Origin of the sequence: Luteimicrobium subarcticum, from assembly GCF_002798015.1 — a bacterium.
Taxonomy (GTDB): domain Bacteria; phylum Actinomycetota; class Actinomycetes; order Actinomycetales; family Cellulomonadaceae; genus Luteimicrobium; species Luteimicrobium subarcticum.
In genome coordinates this window covers 840,450-854,506 of the sequence record NZ_PGTZ01000006.1, presented here as the reverse complement: position 1 = coordinate 854,506, position 14,057 = coordinate 840,450, and the positions used below count along the sequence as shown (strand labels likewise).

11 protein-coding genes are annotated in these 14,057 nt (G+C 73.1%); 5 read left to right on the top strand and 6 right to left on the bottom strand.

Annotated features, from left to right (window positions below):
• Nucleotides 1-47: 47 nt before the first annotated feature.
• Entirely contained in the window at nucleotides 48-1,031 is a 984-nt protein-coding gene (locus CLV34_RS04515; protein WP_100348982.1) for a sugar-binding transcriptional regulator, read from the top strand.
• Between the two features lie 45 nt (nucleotides 1,032-1,076).
• Here CLV34_RS04515 and CLV34_RS04510 read toward each other — a convergent pair whose 3' ends face one another.
• On the bottom strand, nucleotides 1,077-3,047 hold the full coding sequence (locus CLV34_RS04510) for a phosphoenolpyruvate carboxykinase (GTP) (protein ID WP_100348981.1): 1,971 nt from the start codon (nucleotides 3,045-3,047) through the stop codon (nucleotides 1,077-1,079).
• A gap of 172 nt (nucleotides 3,048-3,219) precedes the next feature.
• Here CLV34_RS04510 and CLV34_RS04505 point away from each other — a divergent pair, with 172 nt between their 5' ends.
• Nucleotides 3,220-4,656, top strand: coding sequence for a helix-turn-helix domain-containing protein (locus tag CLV34_RS04505; RefSeq protein WP_100348980.1), 1,437 nt, complete (start codon nucleotides 3,220-3,222; stop codon nucleotides 4,654-4,656).
• Nucleotides 4,657-4,730: 74 nt separating this feature from the next.
• Here the strand turns inward: CLV34_RS04505 and glpK are convergent, their stop codons facing one another.
• From glpK to CLV34_RS04490, 3 genes are all read right to left on the bottom strand, one after another.
• Nucleotides 4,731-6,248 carry a glycerol kinase GlpK gene (glpK, locus tag CLV34_RS04500; protein WP_100348979.1) on the bottom strand — a complete coding sequence of 506 codons (1,518 nt, stop codon included), beginning with the start codon at nucleotides 6,246-6,248 and terminating at the stop codon, nucleotides 4,731-4,733.
• 108 nt (nucleotides 6,249-6,356) lie between these two features.
• The gene (locus tag CLV34_RS04495) at nucleotides 6,357-7,085 is read right to left on the bottom strand and encodes an MIP/aquaporin family protein (protein WP_100348978.1); all 729 of its coding nucleotides are present in this window, start codon (nucleotides 7,083-7,085) and stop codon (nucleotides 6,357-6,359) included.
• Between the two features lie 129 nt (nucleotides 7,086-7,214).
• Complete coding sequence (locus CLV34_RS04490) at nucleotides 7,215-8,969, bottom strand: glycerol-3-phosphate dehydrogenase/oxidase (protein WP_100348977.1); 1,755 nt, start codon at nucleotides 8,967-8,969, stop codon at nucleotides 7,215-7,217.
• Between the two features lie 90 nt (nucleotides 8,970-9,059).
• Between CLV34_RS04490 and CLV34_RS04485 the strand changes: the two genes are divergently transcribed.
• Nucleotides 9,060-10,058, top strand: a complete 999-nt coding sequence (locus tag CLV34_RS04485) for a sugar-binding transcriptional regulator (RefSeq protein ID WP_100348976.1) — start codon at nucleotides 9,060-9,062, stop codon at nucleotides 10,056-10,058.
• 85 nt (nucleotides 10,059-10,143) lie between these two features.
• Nucleotides 10,144-10,665, top strand: a complete 522-nt coding sequence (locus CLV34_RS04480) for an amino-acid N-acetyltransferase (RefSeq protein WP_100348975.1) — start codon at nucleotides 10,144-10,146, stop codon at nucleotides 10,663-10,665.
• A gap of 6 nt (nucleotides 10,666-10,671) precedes the next feature.
• Here the strand turns inward: CLV34_RS04480 and CLV34_RS04475 are convergent, their stop codons facing one another.
• Complete coding sequence (locus tag CLV34_RS04475) at nucleotides 10,672-11,589, bottom strand: HhH-GPD family protein (protein WP_100348974.1); 918 nt, start codon at nucleotides 11,587-11,589, stop codon at nucleotides 10,672-10,674.
• Nucleotides 11,590-11,949: 360 nt separating this feature from the next.
• On the opposite strand from CLV34_RS04475, the gene CLV34_RS04470 reads away from it, so the two are divergent.
• Nucleotides 11,950-12,804 carry a hypothetical protein gene (locus CLV34_RS04470; RefSeq protein ID WP_100348973.1) on the top strand — a complete coding sequence of 285 codons (855 nt, stop codon included), beginning with the start codon at nucleotides 11,950-11,952 and terminating at the stop codon, nucleotides 12,802-12,804.
• Between the two features lie 117 nt (nucleotides 12,805-12,921).
• Here the strand turns inward: CLV34_RS04470 and disA are convergent, their stop codons facing one another.
• A complete protein-coding gene (disA, locus tag CLV34_RS04465) occupies nucleotides 12,922-14,004 on the bottom strand; it encodes a DNA integrity scanning diadenylate cyclase DisA (RefSeq protein WP_100348972.1) in 1,083 nt (360 codons plus the stop codon).
• Nucleotides 14,005-14,057: the final 53 nt, after the last annotated feature.

Here is a 14,057-nt window from a genome sequence, read left to right as displayed (position 1 = left end):
GCTGCACCGCGGCCCGGGGCCGCGGTCCGACCGTGAGAGAGGCGGCGATGGCGTCCACTGCTGAGCGGAGGCGCACCCTGGTCCGGGTCGCAGAGCTCTACCACCTGGACCACCGCACCATGCAGGAGGTGGCGCGGATCACCGGCCTCTCGCGCTCGACGATCTCACGCATGCTCACGCAGGCCCGCGCCGAGGGCATCGTCGACGTCACCGTGCACCGCGACGTCAACGTCAACGAGCTGGCCCAGCGGGTCACGGCGCGCTACGGCGTGGCCGCGTCCGTCGTCGTGACGGAAGCCGACCAGTCCGAGCTCCAGCGCCTCGAGGCGGTCGCGGTCGTCGGCGCCGAGCGCCTGCGCGACCTGTTCGGGTCCGACATGACGCTCGTGGTGCCGTGGGGCACGACCGTGTCCGCGATCGCCCGGCACGTCGCACCCCGCGCCACGCACGGGTCGCACGTCGTCCAGCTCAACGGCTCGGGGAACACGTTCACGTCGGGGATCGAGTACGCGTCCGGGATCATCGACCTGTTCGGTGCGGCGTTCGACGCCGAGGTGCACCATTTCCCCGTGCCGGCGTTCTTCGACCGGGCGAGCACGCGCCATGCGATGTGGGAGGAGCGTTCGATCCGGCGCGTGCTCGCGCTGCAGCGCCGTGCGGACGTCGCCCTGTTCTCCGTCGGGACGATCGCCGGTGAGGTGCCGAGCCATTTGTACCGCGCCGGGTACCTCGAGCGCACGGACGTCGCGGAGCTCCGCGAAGAGGGTGTCGTCGGGGACGTCGGGTCGATCTTCGTCCGCGCGGACGGCACGTCGGACCGGCTCTCCCTCAACGAGCGGTCCACGGGCCTGCCGCTCAAGGACCTGCGCAGGATCCCGCGGCGCATGCTTGTCGCGACCGGAACCGCGAAGGTGGCGCCCGTGCACGCCGCGCTGCTCGCCCGCAGCGCGACCGACCTCGTCGTGGACCACGAGACGGCGCAGGCGCTGCTCGCGCGGCCGCGCGCGAGCGCCCTCAGCGTCGGTCGCTGAGGGCGCTCCCGCGCGATGGACCCGGAGCGCGTGGGGCCCGGCGGATCAGTCGCGCGGGCCGGCCGTCAGTCGCGCGCGCAGGGACGCGAGCTGCTCGCGCAGCGCGGCCGGGACGCGGTCGCCGAACGTGTCGAAGAACTGCTCGGTGAGGTCGCACTCCGTGAGCCACCGCTCGACGTCGACCGCGAACAGGTCGTCGAGGGCGCCGTCCGCGAGGTCCAGCCCGTCGACGTCGAGCGCGCCGTCCAGCGGCACGAGTCCGACCGCGGACGGCTCGGCGCCGCGGTCCAGGCGCACGGCCCGCGACCGCTCGACCTGGCGGACCAGCCAGGCCACGACGCGTGAGTTCTCCCCGAAGCCGGGCCACAGGAACGACCCGTCGTCGCCCTTGCGGAACCAGTTCACCTGGAACACCTTGGGGCGCGTCTGCGGGTCGAGGGCCTGGCCGACCTCGAGCCAGTGCGCCCAGTGGTCCGCCATGTTGTAGCCGGCGAACGGGAGCATCGCGAACGGGTCGCGGCGCAGCTCGCCGACCGTCCCCTCCGCGGCCGCGGTCCGCTCGGACGAGATGGTCGCGCCGAGGAACACGCCGTGCTCCCACGAGAACGCCTGCGCGACGAGCGGGACGTTCGTCGCGCGGCGCCCGCCGAACACGATCGCGTCGACCGGGACGCCCTCGGGAGAGTCCCAGTCGTCGGCGATGGTGGGGCACTGGTCCGCCGCGACGGTGAAGCGCGAGTTCGGGTGCGCGGCGGGGCGTCCGGCGGCGCCGTCCGCGGGCGTCCAGTCCTCGCCGCGCCAGTCGACGAGGTGCTCGGGCGTCTCGTCGGTCAGCCCCTCCCACCACACGTCCCCGTCGTCGGTCAGCGCGACGTTCGTGAAGATCACGTCGCGGCGCAGCGTCGCGATCGCCGCGGGGTTGGTCGACTCGCCCGTCCCCGGGGCGACACCGAAGAAGCCCGCCTCCGGGTTGATGGCGCGCAGGCGGCCGTCGGCGTCGGGACGCATCCAGACGATGTCGTCGCCGAGCGTCTCGACCTGCCAGCCGGGGAGCGTCGGGCGCAGCATCGCGAGGTTCGTCTTGCCGCACGCCGACGGGAACGCCGCAGCCACGTGGTAGCGGCGGCCCTCGGGCGTCGTGACGCGGACGAGCAGCATGTGCTCGGCGAGCCAGCCCTCGTCGCGGGCCATCGCCGACGCGATGCGGAGCGCGAAGCACTTCTTGCCCAGGAGGGCGTTGCCGCCGTAGCCCGAGCCGTAGGACCAGATCTCGCGCGACTCGGGGAAGTGCACGACGTACTTGGTCTCGCTGCAGGGCCAGGCGACGTCGTCGAGCGCCTCGCCGGCGTCGTCCACGAGCGGCATCCCGACCGAGTGGACGGCGGGGACGAACTCCTCGCCGTCCGCGACGCGGCGCAGGACGTCCGGCCCGACGCGGGTCATGGTGAGCATGCTCAGGGCGGCGTACGCGGAGTCGGTGACCTGGATGCCGAGGCGCGACAGGGGGCCGCCGACCGGGCCCATCGAGAACGGCACGACGTACATCGTCCGACCGTGCATCGAGCCGGCGAACGCCCCGCGCAGCACGGCCCGCATGGTCGCGGGCTCGCGCCAGTTGTTCGTCGGTCCGGCGTCCTGCTCGCGCTCCGAGCAGATGAAGGTGCGCGACTCGATGCGCGCGACGTCGTCCGGGTGGGAGCGCGCGAGGTAGCTGCCGGGCCGCAGCTCCGGGTTGAGCGGGAACAGCGTCCCCGCCTCGACGAGCGTGTCGACGAGGCGGCGGCGCCACGCGTCGGTGCCGTCGACCCACACGACGTCGTCGGGCCGGGTGAGGTCCGCGATCCTCTCGACCCAGGTCGCTGCCGCCGTCGTGGCGGTGCGGCCCGGGCGCGCGAACGCCGTGCCGTCGGAGCCGCGCGTGCCCTGCGCGGCCTCCGGGACGGGCTGCAGGTAGGGGGCGGACGGGACCTCGGGGTGCGGCAGTCGGGTGCGGAGCGGGTTCGCGGTCATGGCCATCGGGTCACCTCGGTGGTCGGGCCCGGAGTACCGGGTGGGGTCGGCTGGGCGGCAGGGACGGTGTGGCGGACCCGTCCTCGCGCCCGCCACTGCTCCAGGTTGCGCGGCCGCAGGGCCGAATTTCGTGTCGACCCGAGTGAAAGAATTGTCGATCTTCACGTAGCGTGAAGCCATGGCCACCGACCCGCTCCTCCTCGGCCGCCGCATCCGCCACGCGCGGACCTCCCGCGGCCTCACGCTCGACGCCCTCGGCGACGCGGTCGGCGCCGCACCCAGCCAGCTCTCCCAGATCGAGAACGGGCGCCGCGAGCCGCGCCTCTCGCTCCTCCAGGGGATCGCCGAGGCGCTCGGCGTCGGGGTCGCGAGCCTGCTCGCCGACGAGGCGCCCAGCCGTCGCGACGCGCTCGAGATCGAGCTGGACCGCGCCCAGCGGCGCCCCGCCTACGCCGCGCTCGGCCTGCCGTCCGTCAAGGTCAGCACCAAGCTGCCCGGGCCGGTCCTCGAGTCGCTCGTCGGGCTGCACGGCGAGCTCGCCCGCCGCGAGTCGGAGTCCATCTCGACCCCGGAGGAGGCGCGCCGCGCCAACACCGCCCAGCGCCTCGGCATGCAGGCGCGCAACAACTACCTGCCGGGCGTCGAGGACCTCGCCGAGGACCTCGTCCGCAAGGCCGGGTACACGGTCGGGGCGCTGACGCACCGCACGGTCGCCGTCATGGCGTCCCAGCTCGGGTTCGAGCTCGTCCACGTGAACGACCTGCCGCCCACCACGCGGACCGTCACCGACCTCCAGAACGGCCGCATCTACCTGCCCGCGTCGTCCATCCCCGGCGGGCACGGGCTGCGGTCGCTCGCCCTGCAGGCCATCGCGCACCGCGTCCTCGGGCACGAGCGCCCCGCCTCGTACGCGGAGTTCCTCGACCAGCGCAGCGACATCAACTACTTCGCCGCTGCGTGCCTCGTGCCGCGCTTCGCCGCCGCGCCCTGGCTCGAGGACCGCAAGCGCGAGCGCGACCTCGCCGTCGAGGACTTCCGCGACGCGTTCGGCGTGACCCACGAGGCTGCCGCGCGCCGCTTCACCAACCTCGCGACCGAGGTGCTCGGGCTGCCCTGCCACTTCCTGCGCGTCCAGGAGGACGGCTCCCTCTACCGCGGCTACGAGAACGACGGCGTCCCGCTGCGCGCCGACGTCACCGGCGCGATCGAGGGCCAGCCGGTGTGCCGGTGGTTCGGCGCGCGCGCCGCGCTGCACGGCGCCGACCGGACCACCGAGTGGTACCAGTACAGCGACACCCCCGTCGGCACGTACTGGTGCTCGACCCAGGCCGCGTCGGCCGCGTCCGGGGGGTTCACCGTCACCATCGGGGTGCCGTTCGCCCACTCCAAGTGGTTCCGCGGGCGCGACACGAGCGTCCGGCGCACGTCCACCTGCCCCGACGACGCGTGCTGCCGGCGCCCCTCGAAGGAGCTGCTCGCGCGGTGGGGCGGGGCGTCGTGGCCCAGCGCCCGCATGCGCCAGCACGTGTTCGGCCCGCTGCCGACCGGCGCGTTCCCGGGCGTGGACCAGACCGACGTCTACCAGTTCCTGACCCGCCACGCGCCGTCCGCCTGACGCCGCCGAGGCGCACGTTTCCCCCCTCATCCGGCGTGGATGAGGGGGGAAACGTGCGCCTCGGCGGGTGCGGGCTACTGCTCGACGTCGTCGTCGACCCAGTCGAGGGTCTTCGACACGGCCTTCTTCCAGTTGCGGTAGAGCCGCTCGCGCTCGCCCTGGTCGACGTCGGGCGTCCAGCGCTTGTCCTCGGCCCAGTTGTCGATGACGTCCTGCTCGCCGGACCAGAAGCCGACCGCGATGCCTGCGGCGTACGCGGCGCCGAGCGCCGTCGTCTCCGCGACCTTCGGACGGACGACGGGCACGCCCAGCTGGTCGGCCTGGAACTGCATGAGCAGGTCGTTGGCGGTCATGCCGCCGTCCACCTTGAGCTCGGTGAGGTCGACGCCCGAGTCGGCGTTCATCGCGTCGAGCACCTCGCGCGTCTGGAAGGCCGTGGCCTCCAGGGCCGCCCGGGCGATGTGGTTGCGGTTGACGTACCGGGTGAGGCCGACGAGCGCGCCGCGCGCGTCGGGCCGCCAGTACGGCGCGAACAGGCCGGAGAAGGCCGGGACGAAGTACGCGCCGCCGTTGTCGTCGACCTTGTGGGCGAGCCACTCGATGTCGGGTGCGTCGGTGAACATGCCGAGGTTGTCGCGCAGCCACTGGACGAGCGAGCCCGTCACGGCGATCGACCCCTCGAGCGCGTACACGGGCGCCTGGTCGCCGATCTTGTAGCAGACGGTGGTCAGCAGCCCGTTCTTCGACGGGACCTTCTCGGTGCCCGTGTTGAGGAGCATGAAGTTGCCGGTCCCGTACGTGTTCTTGGCCGTCCCGACCTCGAAGCACGCCTGTCCGAACGTCGCGGCCTGCTGGTCGCCGAGGATGCCGGCGATCGGGACCCCGTCGAGCATCCCGTGCTTGCGCCCGTTCCCGTACACCTCGGACGACGACCGGATCTCGGGCAGCATCGACAGCGGGATGCCCATGTCGCTCGCGATGGACTCGTCCCACTGGAGCGTGTCGAGGTCCATGAGCATGGTGCGCGACGCGTTGGTCACGTCGGTGACGTGCACGCCGCCGTCGACGCCGCCGGTGAGGTTCCACAGCGTCCACGTGTCGGTGTTGCCGAACAGCAGGTCACCCTTCTCGGCCGCGTCGCGGGCGCCCTCGACGTTGTCGAGGATCCACTTGACCTTCGGGCCCGAGAAGTAGGTGGCGAGGGGGAGGCCCACCTTCGCCTTGTACTTGTCGGCACCCTCGGACCCGCCGAGCTGGTCGACGATCTTCTGCGTGCGGGTGTCCTGCCAGACGATCGCGTTGTAGACGGGCTTGCCGGTCGTCTTGTCCCAGACGACCGCGGTCTCGCGCTGGTTGGTGATGCCGACGGCCGCGAGGTCGTCCTTCGTGATGTTGGCGCGGGTCAGGGCGATCCCCACGACCTCACGGATGTTGTTCCAGATCTGCTCCGGGTTGTGCTCGACCCACCCGGCCTTCGGGAAGATCTGGTCGTGCTCGAGCTGCCCGACGGCGACGATGGTGCCGCCGTGGTCGAAGACGATCGCTCGGGAGCTCGTGGTGCCCTGGTCGATGGCGAGGACGTAGTCAGCCATGGTTCTCTCTCAGTCCTTCGTTCGTACCTTCGTCGGTGGAGGCGGTGCAGACGGCGGGCCGGGTGCTCGTGTGCCCTGCGCGGGCACCCGACCTGCCGTCACGGACCGTCAGATGGTCGCCTGGCTCAGCAGGCCGGCGAGGACGCCGCCGACGAGCGGGCCGAGGACCGGCACCCAGGCGTAGCCCCAGTCGCTCGAGCCCTTGCCCTTGATGGGGAGGATCGCGTGCGCGATGCGGGGTGCGAGGTCACGAGCCGGGTTGATCGCGTACCCCGTCGGGCCACCGAGCGAGGCGCCGATGCCGACCACGATGAGCGCGACCGCGAGCGGGCCGAGCGCCGAGCCCTTGGTCTGGCCCGACACCACCACGAAGTACACGAGCACGAACGTCGCGAGCACCTCGGTGATGAAGTTCCAGGCGTAGGAGCGCAGCTCCGGCCCGGTGGAGAAGACGCCCAGCTTGACGGCCGGTTCGGCGTCCTCGTCGAAGTGCTTCTTGTAGGCGAGGAAGGCGAGCACGGCGCCGATGAACGCGCCGAGGAGCTCCCCGCCGAAGTAGACGAGCATGTGCCCGAAGTTCACGGCGAAGCCGGGGACGAACTCGTCCGCCCCGCTCGCCCAGACCCCGACCGTCACGGCGGGGTTGAGGTGGGCACCGGACTTCCACGCGGCGTAGACGCCGGCGAAGACCGCGAGGCCCCACCCGAAGTTGATCAGCAGCCAACCGCCCCCGAAACCCTTGGTCTTCGGCAGGATGACGTTCGCCACCACGCCCGCACCGAGGAGGATCAGGATTGCGGTGCCGATGGTCTCGGACCAGAAGATCTGACCGGCCATGTCGGTGTCTCCGTTTCTCGTTCTGACATCGCTGTCACGTGTGCCCGCAGCGCCGTCGCTGCGGGGTGCCACGGCCGCCCGGTCCCCTGGGCGGAGCCGGCCGTGGAGCTCTCTTCAGTTCGGCGCGCCTCAGCCCGCCGAGAGGTCGCGCATGGGGCGCAGCTCGTCGTGTGCCGCGTCGCGGACCCGTTCCGCCGCGTCGTCGTCAGGCTGCTGCGCGGCGGCCTCGACGGCGGCGACGCGCGAGCGGTAGGCCTCCTTCTCCTGCTCCTTGGTGGCTTCGTCCCAGCCGAGGATCCCGGCGACGATGTCGGCGATCTCGTCGAGCGCGCCGAGCCCGGCGTCCTCGACCTCGTAGTCGAGGCGCGTGCGCCGCATGAGGACGTCGTCGAGGTGGAGCGCGCCCTCGTGCGTGACCGCGTACGCGATCTCGGCCCGCAGGTACGCGGGCGCGTGCTCGAGCGGCTTGGCGAGGCTCGGGTCCTCGACGCACGCGTCGACGAGGTCGCGCAGCATCGACCCGTACCGGTGCAGCAGGTGGTCGACGATCGCGGGCGACCAGCCGTACGTGTTCGCGTAGGTGCGCGACTGGCGTCGGACGGCCTCGAGGCCCTCGGCGCCGAGGAGCTGGATGCGGTCGGTGATCGACGGCAGCCCGGACGCACGGTCGGCGCCGATCGCGAAGTCGACGGCGTCCTCGGCCATGACGCGGTACGTGGTGAGCTTGCCGCCCGCGATGACGGTCAGGCCGGGGACGGGGGAGGCGACGGTGTGCTCGCGCGACACCTTCTGCGACGCCGTGCCCTCCTTCGTGCCGGGCTGCAGCAGCGGGCGCAGGCCGGCGTACGTGCCGATGACGTCGTCGCGGGTGAGCGGGTGCGACAGCACCGCGTTGGCGTGCTCGAGGACGTAGTCGATGTCGGCCGCCGTGGCGACGGGGTGCTGCGGGTCGAGGGTCCAGGGGGTGTCGGTCGTCCCGATGATCCAGTAGCGGGACCACGGGATGACGAACAGCACGGACTTCTCGGTCTGGAGGATCAGGCCGACCTTGCCGTGGATGCGCTCGCGCGGGACGACCAGGTGGACGCCCTTGGACGCGAGCACGCGCAGGCCGCCCTCGTCGCCCGCGAGGCTCTCGGTCTGCTCGGTCCACACGCCGGTCGCGTTGATGACGTGCCGGGCGCGGACGTCGATCTCCTCGCCGGTCTCGAGGTCGAGCACCTTCGCGCCGGTCACGGTGCCGGTCGAGTTCTTGACGAGGCCGACGACCTGGGTGCGCGACGCGGCGTGCGCGCCGTAGGACGCGGCGGTCCGCACGAGCGTGGTGACCAGCCGGGCGTCGTCGACGGACGCGTCGTAGTACTGGATCGCGCCGACCGCGGCGTCGTGCGCGAGGTCGGGGAACTTGCGGGTCATTCCGGCGCGGCTGAGGTGCCGGTGGAACGGGAGCGCGCGGCGCCCCGGCGCGAGGCTCGCGAGAGCGTCGTAGAGCGCGACGCCCGAGCCGACGTACGCGCGCTCCCACACCGGGTGCGTGAGCGGGTAGAGGAAGGCGACGGGGCGCACGAGGTGCGGGGCGACGAAGCTGATGAGCCGGTCGCGCTCGGTGAGCGCCTCGTGCACCAGGTGGAAGTCGAGCATCTGCAGGTACCGCAGGCCGCCGTGCACGAGCTTGCTGGACCAGCTCGACGTGCCCGCCGCCCAGTCCTGCGCCTCGACGACCACCGTCGACAGTCCGCGGGTCGCGGCGTCGAGCGCGATGCCCGCGCCGGTGACGCCTCCGCCGACGACCAGGACGTCGATCTCGTGGTGCGGGGTGGTGCTTGCGGCGAGCGCCTCGAGGGCGCGTCGGCGCGAGTCGCTGGTGAGCCGGCTGGAGCTCATGGGTCCTCCTCGTCGAGCGGCGGTCTTCACCAGGGCAACACAACCGGCACGGACGCGCAATGCGAGTGCACAAACGTGCACACTGGTGTCATGGGCAGAGACGGCGGCGTGCGGAACGACGCGAGGATCGACAGCTACGGGCGTGACGCCGACATGGTCCGCGCCGCGTCGATGTACTACCTCCAGGACCTCACCATGGAGACGATCGCCCGACACCTCGGCACGTCGCGGTCCACCGTGTCGCGCCTGGTCAAGCGCGCGCGGGAGACGGGGATCGTCGAGATCACGCTCCGGTCCCCGGAGCACCGCGTCCCCGGCCTGGCACACCAGGTCGGCGACCCGTACGGCATCGAGGTGCACGTCGTCCCCGTGCCCGACCTCACCACCGAGGACGAACGCCTCGCGCAGGTCGCCCGCACCGCCGCGCGTCTCGTCGGCTCGTGGTTCGACTCGGGCATGGTCCTCGGGGTCGCGTGGGGGACCACGCTCGCGGCGATCGCGGCCGAGCTCCCCACCAAACCCACCCGGGGGAGCGCGGTCGTCCAGCTCAACGGCGCCGGCAACCGGCGGTCCAGCGGCATCGAGTACGCGGGCGCGCTCGTCGAGGCGTTCGGTGCCGCCTTCGACGCCGAGCTCTACTACTTCCCCGTCCCCGCGTTCTTCGACTACGCCGAGACCCGCGACGCCATGTGGCGAGAGCGGTCCGTGCGCGGCGTGCTCGAGATGCAGGCCCGGTGCGACATCGCCCTCTTCTCGGTCGGGGCGCTCGCGGGCGGCCTGCCGAGCCACGTGTACTCCGCGGGATACCTCGAGCCCGAGGACGTCCAGACCCTCGACGCCGAGGGTGTCGTCGGCGACGTGTGCACGGTGTTCCTGCGCGCCGACGGCACCTACTCCGACATCCCGCTCAACGAGCGGGCGACCGGTCCGAACCCCGCGCAGCTCCGGCGCATCGCGCGCCGCGTGTGCGTCGTGGCCGGAGACAACAAGGTCGAGCCGCTGCGCGGGGCGCTGGAGGCCGGCGTCGTCACCCACCTCGTCGTGGACGAGCTCACCGCGCACGCGTACGTCGACCGGTACCCGGGCTGACGCGGCTCCCTGCGAGGACGCCGTGCAAATATGCGACAGGCGGAATCGATATGCCGGCGGCCTGTCGCGTGGTTACAGTGACGACGTGGCACCCACCCCCGCGCCCCGCGTCCGCCCCGCCCTGCCCGCCGACGTCCGCACGATCCGCGACCTCGTCGGCCCGTACGCCGAGCAGCGGATCTTGCTCGCCAAGGAGATGGTCGGCTACTACGAGGCCGTGCAGGAGTTCGTCGTCGCCGACGCCGGCACCACCGGCGCCCCGCAGGTCGTCGGTTGCGGCGCCCTGCACGTCATGTGGGACGACCTCGCCGAGATCCGCACCCTCGCCGTCGCCCCCACGCACCGCGGCACCGGGACCGGACACCTCCTCGTCGAGGCGCTGCTCGACCGCGCCCGCGCGCTCGGTCTCTCCCGCGTGTTCTGCCTGACGTTCGAGGTCGCGTTCTTCGAGCGCCACGGGTTCCACGAGATCGAGGGGACGCCCGTGCCGCCCGACGTGTACGCCGAGCTGCTGCGCTCCCACGACGACGGCGTCGCGGAGTTCCTCGACCTCGCACGGGTCAAGCCCAACACCCTCGGCAACTCGCGGATGCTCCTGGAGCTCTGAGGCTCGTCAGGCGGGCAGCGCGAAGAGGTCCGGGTCGGTCTCCGACGGCTCGACCAGCCCGTCCTCCACGAGCCCTGCGAGGCACCGGTCCGCCTGCGCGCGGTCGTCCGTCACGAGCAGCAGACGCTCCCGGTCCACCGGGTCGGACGCCTCCCGCAGCAGCGCCATGACACGGCCCCGCACCTGCCGGTCCGTGCCGTGCCAGGCCTGCCCGCGACGCCGGTGCGCCAGCTCGTCCGGCGGGTGGCCCGCGGCCCGCCACGCGCACGACGACCGCACCGGGCACGACGCGCACCGCGGTGCCCGGGCCGTGCACACCAGCGCGCCCAGCTCCATCGACGCGGCGGCCCAGCGTGCCGAGGCGTCGTCGTCCGCGGGCGCGACCGCCTGCGCCAGCGCCCGCTCCGCCGCCGTGTACGACGGCTCCGGCAACGCCGTCCCCGTGAGCGTGCGGGCCAGGACCCGTCGCACGTTCGTGTCCACGACCACCGACCGGCGCCCGAACGCGAACGCCCGCACCGCCGCCGCGGTGTACTCGCCGACGCCGGGCAGGGCGAGCAGGGCGTCCTCGTCGTCCGGCACCGCGCCACCGTGCCGCGCGACGACCGCCCGCGCGCACTCCTGCAGCCGCAGCGCGCGGCGCGGGTAGCCGAGGCGGTCCCACGCGCGCAGCACGTCCGCGGTCGACGCCGCCGCCAGGTCCGCGGGCGTCGGCCAGCGCAGCATCCACGCGCGCCACACCGGCTCGACCCGCACCACCGGCGTCTGCTGGAGCATCACCTCGCTCACCAGGACGCCCCACGCCGTCCGGTCCGGGCGACGCCACGGGAGGTCGCGGGCTGCGTCCTCGAACCACGCGACCACCGCGTCGCGGAGGGTGGCGACGTCGTGCGCAGCAGCAAGCGGGTCGGTGAGGATCGGCACCCGCACATTGTGCGGGACGACGCACCGCACCCGTGGGCCGTCACCAGTGCGCCCCGTCGCGGGCGCGCCTGGGGAGCGTGGGTGGTCGCGCGCCGTAGGTTGGTGCCACACATCCCCGAGGAGGCCTGCGTGACCGAACGTCGTGACCCGTCGCCGCGTCCCCGACGCGACGCACCGGGACAGGCGAACGGCCGTCGCACGCCTCCCGCGGGGCAGCGCGGGACCGCGCGCACGACGTCCACCGCGTCGGGCTCCGGTCGTCCGGCAGCACGGCCGGTCACCCCGAAGCGTCCGACGGGCGCGGCGCGAACCGGCGGCGGCGGTAGTCGTCGGCCGCCGAGCCGCCGGGACCGACGGCGCGTGTTCTGGGTGCGCCGGGCCGTCGCGCTCGTGGTGCTCGTGCTGGTCGTCGGGGTGCTGGTCGTCGGGGTCAAGGCCGCCGTGCCGGGGATCTCGTCCGCGCTCGGCGGCGGGGGAGAGCAGCCCGTCGTGGTGGTCACCGAGACGCCGACCGCGTCGCCCACCCCGACCGGTCCGATCGGCGACTGCGCCGCGCGGGACGTCGAGGCGTCCGTCACGCCCACGCCCACGACCGTCGCCTGGGGGTCCGACGTCGCGTTCCGGGTCACGGTCCGCAACGTCGGCGACGGACCGTGCGTCGTCGACGCCGGGAACGACGCGCGCGCCGTCGTCGTGACGGACGCGTCGGCCACCCCGTCGGGTGGCACGGCCTCGACGGCCACGCCGTCGTCCGGGACGAAGCCGCGCCAGGGCGAGGCGACCGCGACCCCGACGACGACCGGCACCGCGTCGAAGCAGAAGGCCGGCGACGTGGCGCACGTGTGGTCGTCCGCGGACTGCGCCTCCGACCAGCGTCTCCTGCTGCTCGGACCGGGCGACGTGGACACCGCCACCGTGACGTGGCACCGCGAACGGTCCGTGAAGGGGTGCGCCACCGGTCTCGGCGAGGAGCAGGTGGGGACGTTCCGCGTCGCGGTCACCGTGCTCGGGGTGACGTCCGACCCCGTCGCGTTCACGCTCGCGCCCAAGCCGGCCCCCGCACCGGCCGTGACCACGCCACCGACCGGCACGGGCACGGCCGACGAACCGGCCGCGACGCCGACGAGATCGTCCGAGACGACGAAGGGCGCCGCCGGGAAGGCGACGGGGTCCTCGTCTCCGAAGCCGTCGTCGAAGCCGTCGTCGAAGGGCTGAGTGCCGCCGCTGCGGACGGACGGACGGTGCCGGACGGCCGGTGCCGGACGGCCGGTGGTGAGGACTCCGGCGCTCGTCGTGCTCTGGAGCGGGCGGGTGTCGACGAGGGTGCGAGCCTCAGACGTAGCGCTCGAGGATGCTGGACTCCGCGAGGCGGGACAGGCCCTCGCGGACGGCCCGGGCACGCTGCTCGCCGACCCCGTCGACGGCCATGAGGTCGTCGACGCTCGCCGCGAGGAGCTTCTGCAGGCCGCCGAAGTGCGTGACCAGCCGCTCGACGATCGCCCCGGGCAGGCGCGGGACCTTGTTGAGGAGGCGGTAGCCGTGCGGGGCGACGGCGGCGTCGAGCGCGTCGCCCGCACCGGGGAGGTCGAGGACGCGCCCGATGCTGGGCAGGTCGAGCAGCCCCTGCGAGTCGAGCTGGGCGAGCTCGGCCTGGACGGCGCCGAGGGTGAGGCCCTTGCCGAGCTCGACGTAGTCCCGGATGACGGAGTCGCGGTCGGCCTCGAGGCCGCCGATGAGCTCGTCGAGCTGCAGGGCGAGCAGGCGCCCGTCGGTGCCGAGCTCGACGACGTAGCCCGCGATCTCGTCCGCGATGCGGGTGACCATCTCGAGGCGCTGCACGACCGAGCACACGTCGCGGACCGTCACGAGGTCCTCGATCTCGAGCGCGGAGAGCGTGCCGCTGACCTCGTCGAGACGCGAGCGGTACCGCTCGAGCGTCGCGAGGGCCTGGTTCGCGCGGGACAGGATGGTGTCGGAGTCCTCGAGCACGTGCCGCATGCTGCCGACGTACAGCGCGACGATCCGCATCGACTGCGACACCGAGATCACCGGGAAGCCCGTCTGCTTGGCGACGCGCTCGGCCGTCCGGTGGCGCGTGCCCGACTCGGTCGTCTCGATCGTGGGGTCCGGCAGGAGCTGGACGGCCGCACGCAGGATGCGGTTCGCGTCGCGGTCGAGGACCACCGCGCCGTCCATCTTCGACAGCTCGCGCAGGCGCGTCGCCGAGAACCCGACGTCGAGCACGAAACCGCCCGAGCAGATCGACTCGACCGTCTTGTCGAGACCGAGCACGATGAGCGCGCCCGTCCGGCCACGGAGGATGCGCTCGAGACCGTCGCGCAGCGCCGTGCCCGGCGCGACGGCAGCCAGCACGTCACGCAGCTTCTGGTCGAAGGTCGAGGGGGTCGGCGCCACGTGCGAATCCTACGCTGCGGGGACTGGGAAGGTCCGGAGAACAGGCCGTCCGG